Genomic DNA, 3,744 nt, shown 5'->3' on the forward strand with positions numbered 1-3,744 from the left:
GAGGCGATGCAGAACAAGGAAGTCATCGGCGCGGCGCCATACGTGGGCGCACAGGCCATGATCACGCGTGACGACGCGGTGCGTGGCGTGCTGCTGCGCGGGGTGTCGCCGGCGGATGAGCCGAAGGTCTCGGACATTGCGAAGGATTTCAAGTCGGGCACCATCGACGATCTGAAGCCCGGCGAATTCGGCATCGCGCTGGGTTCGGGGCTGGCGAGCGGCCTGGGTGTGCGCCAGGGCGACAAAGTCACGCTGGTGGCGCCGCAGGGCACCATCACCCCGGCCGGCGTGTTGCCGCGCCTGAAGCAGTTCACTGTCATCGGCGTGTTCGAGTCGGGCCACTATGAGTTCGACAGCTCGCTTGCCCTCATCAACATGGACGACGCCGAGCGCCTGTTCCGCCTGGACGGCCCGAGCGGCGTGCGCCTGAAGCTGGTCGACATGAACCGCGCGCCGCAGGTGGCCGAGGCACTCTCGCGCACGCTCACCGGCGAGCTCTACATCCGCGACTGGTCGCGCCAGAACCGCAACTGGTTCGCCGCCGTGCAGACCGAGAAGAAGATGATGTTCATCATCCTCACGCTGATCATCGCGGTGGCGGCGTTCAACCTGGTCTCCACGCTGGTGATGACGGTGACGGACAAGCAGCCCGACATCGCCATCCTGCGCACGATGGGTGCGCAGCCAAGCTCCATCATGAAAATTTTCATTGTGCAGGGCGTGGCGATCGGCTTTATCGGTACGCTGCTGGGCGTGGCCTTTGGCACGCTCATCGCCTACAACATCGACGTGATCGTGCCCTTTATCGAACATCTCTTTGGCGTGCAATTCCTGCCCAAGGACATCTACTTCATCAGCGAACTGCCCTCGGACCCCCGCGTGAACGACATTGCGACCATCGGCATCATTTCCTTCGTCCTCGCCTCGGTGGCGACGCTGTATCCGAGCTGGCACGCCTCGCGCGTGAACCCGGCGGAGGCGCTGCGCTATGAGTGAGGCCGTGATGACTTCGATCGAGACGCCGGCGGCGCCGGCCTCCACGGGCGCGGTGCTGCAGGCAGAAGGGCTGGTCAAGGCGTTCAAGCAGGGCGGGCTGGATGTGGACGTGCTCAAGGGCGTCGACATCCGCATTGGCGTGGGCGAGAAGGTCGCCATCGTGGGTGCGTCGGGCTCGGGCAAGAGCACGCTCTTGCATGTCCTGGGCGGGCTGGATGCACCGACCTCGGGTCGTGTGTCGCTGCTCGGCAAGCCCTTCACCGCCATGAGCGAGCGCGAGCGCAATACGCTGCGCAACCGGGCGCTGGGCTTTGTCTACCAGTTCCACCACCTGCTGCCGGAATTCACGGCGCTGGACAACGTCGCCATGCCGCTGCGCATCCGCGGCGAGAGCGAGGCACAGGCGCGCAAGACCGCGCAGGCGATGCTCGAGCGCGTGGGTTTGGGCAAGCGCACGGCCCACCGCCCGGGCGAGTTGTCCGGCGGCGAGCGCCAGCGCGTGGCGATGGCGCGCGCACTCGTGGGCTCGCCCGCCTGCGTGCTGGCCGACGAGCCCACCGGCAACCTCGACGACCACACCGCCGGCGAAGTCTTCGACCTGATGCTGGAACTCACGCGCACGCTCGGCACCAGCTTCGTCATCGTCACGCACGATATCGAGCTGGCAGGCCGTTGCGACCGCATCCTGCGCCTGCGCGACGGTCACCTGCACCAAGAGCGCTGAGCTTTCCGCCGCCACGCACCGCCATGTGGATCGACACCCACTGCCACCTCGACGCCCGTGAATTCGACCCCGACCGCGATGCGGTGGTCGCGCAGGCGCTGGCGGCGGGCGTCAACCACATCGTCGTACCGGCGGTGGCGCGCTGGAATTTCGACACGGTGCGCGCGCTGGCGCACCGGCACGCGAGCTGCAGTTACGCGCTCGGCATCCATCCGCTGTGCGCCGCGCAGGCCAGCGATGACGATCTCGCTGAGTTGCGCCGCCAGGTCGCCGCGTCCATGGACGACCCGCGCTTCGTCGCCATCGGCGAGATCGGGCTCGACTTCTTCATCCCCGATCCGGACGTTGCGCGGCAGAACGCCGTCTATCAGGCGCAGTTGCGCATTGCGCGCGAATTCGACCTGCCGGTGCTGATGCACGTGCGCAAATCGCAGGATCAGGTGCGCAGTGCGGCCGCCAAGGCGGGCGTGCGGCGCGGCATTGCGCATGCGTTCAACGGCAGCCCAGACCAGGCGCGACACTTTGCGGAGTCCGGTTTCAAGCTTGGCTTTGGCGGCGTGTTCACCTTCTCGCGCGCCAACCGCATCCGGCGGCTGGCGGCTGAAGTGCCCGTCGAGTCCATAGTGCTGGAAACCGATGCCCCCGACCTCGCGCCCGCGTGGCTGGCTGACGACCAGTTCAGCGAGCAGGTCGGCACGCGCAATGCACCAGCCGAGGTGGCGGGCATCGCTGCGGCGCTGGCGGAGTTGCGCGGCATCTCGATGGACGCGCTGGCCGCGCAGATGCGCCGCAACAGCATCGACGCCATTCCCCGCCTCGCGGCATTGCTGGACCCCTGATTCGTGCCCGTGCGGCTGCTGCTGATCGGCTTCGTCGCGGGGTGCATGGCGCTGCAGATGCAGGCGGCGCTGGTGCTAGCGTGGCAGCCGATGGGCATGGCGGCTGCGTGTCTCCTGTGCGCGCTGGCATTGCGGCGCGCGCGGAAATTCCCGGTCCTCATTCCCGTGCTCACCGTGTTGGCGGCCGCCTCCGCAGGCTTCGGCTGGAGCGACTGGCGCGCGCAGCAACGCTTGTCCGTGGTGCTGGCGCCAGCGTGGGAGGGCAAGGACATCATCGCGACCAGGGTGGTGGCCGAACTGCCGCAACTTGGCGACGAGGCCACGCGCTTCCTCTTCCATATCGAATCCAGCGACGCCGGTGATGCCGTGCCGCCGCGCGTGCGCCTGTCGTGGTACGGCGCGCGCGGCTGGAATACGCAAGACGAAGAGGGTGCCGCGCCCGACCGCCGCGCCGGCATCCCCGACTTGCAGCCCGGCCAGCGCTGGCAACTGACGCTGCGCGCGAAGCGCCCGCACAGCCTGTCCAACCCCGGCGGCTTCGATGGCGAGTACGCCATGCTCGCCGACGACATCCGCGCCACCGGCTACGTGCGCACCGGCAAGCGCGCGCAGAACACCCTGCTGGGCGAGGCCGACGGCGGCTTCTGGATCGACGTCGAACGCTGGCGCGCGGCCGTGCGCCGCCACATCCTCGCCGCGCTGCCGGATGCGCGCTACGCGCCGGTTGTCGTCGCGCTGGTGGTCGGCGACCAAAGCGGTGTTGCGCGCGAAGACTGGGAGCTGTTCCGTCGCACCGGCATCAGCCACCTCGTCAGCATTTCTGGCATGCACATCACGATGATTGCCGGGCTCTTCGCCGCGCTGTGGATGGCGTTGTGGCGGCGCTCGTTCGGGCTGGTGCGCTGGCTGCGCACGCCCTTGCCGCTGCGTATGCCGGCCCAGCGCGCGGGCGCCATCGCGGCCATGGTCGCGGCCATCGTCTACTGTCTGCTGGCCGGGATGGGCGTGCCGGCGCAGCGCACGTTGCTGATGCTGTCCACCGTGGCGATCGCGCGGCTGACCGATCGCAGCGTGCCGGCCAGCCTGTCGCTGTGCTGGGCGGCAGCGGTGGTGGCGCTGGTCGATCCGTGGGCGGTCATGTCCGCCGGCTTCTGGCTGTCGTTCGGCGCGGTGGCGATCATCTTC

Annotated in this window: 4 protein-coding genes; all 4 read left to right on the forward strand. The window is 68.4% G+C overall.

All coding sequences use genetic code 11. The annotated features are described in order from the left end of the window. The coding region (locus QZ609_RS25270; RefSeq protein WP_295500889.1) for a lipoprotein-releasing ABC transporter permease subunit at nucleotides 1-996 on the forward strand (996 nt) is incomplete at its 5' end. After that, nucleotides 989-1,720, forward strand: a complete 732-nt coding sequence (lolD, locus tag QZ609_RS25275; RefSeq protein ID WP_295500892.1) for a lipoprotein-releasing ABC transporter ATP-binding protein LolD — start codon at nucleotides 989-991, stop codon at nucleotides 1,718-1,720. The genes QZ609_RS25270 and lolD, both read left to right, overlap by 8 nt. 23 nt (nucleotides 1,721-1,743) lie before the next feature. Further along, nucleotides 1,744-2,559, forward strand: a complete 816-nt coding sequence (locus tag QZ609_RS25280; protein ID WP_295500895.1) for a TatD family hydrolase — start codon at nucleotides 1,744-1,746, stop codon at nucleotides 2,557-2,559. A gap of 9 nt (nucleotides 2,560-2,568) precedes the next feature. Further along, the coding region (locus QZ609_RS25285; protein WP_295500898.1) for a ComEC/Rec2 family competence protein at nucleotides 2,569-3,744 on the forward strand (1,176 nt) is incomplete at its 3' end.

It is taken from the genome of uncultured Ralstonia sp., from assembly GCA_913056305.1.
Lineage (GTDB): Bacteria > Pseudomonadota > Gammaproteobacteria > Burkholderiales > Burkholderiaceae > Ralstonia.

What these genes read in the sequence shown, in the direction of transcription:
- lolD (WP_295500892.1), top strand. Translation starts at nt 989, where the DNA reads ATGAGTGAGGCCGTGATGACTTCGATCGAGACGCCGGCGGCGCCGGCC.
- QZ609_RS25280 (WP_295500895.1), top strand. Translation starts at nt 1,744, where the DNA reads ATGTGGATCGACACCCACTGCCACCTCGACGCCCGTGAATTCGACCCC.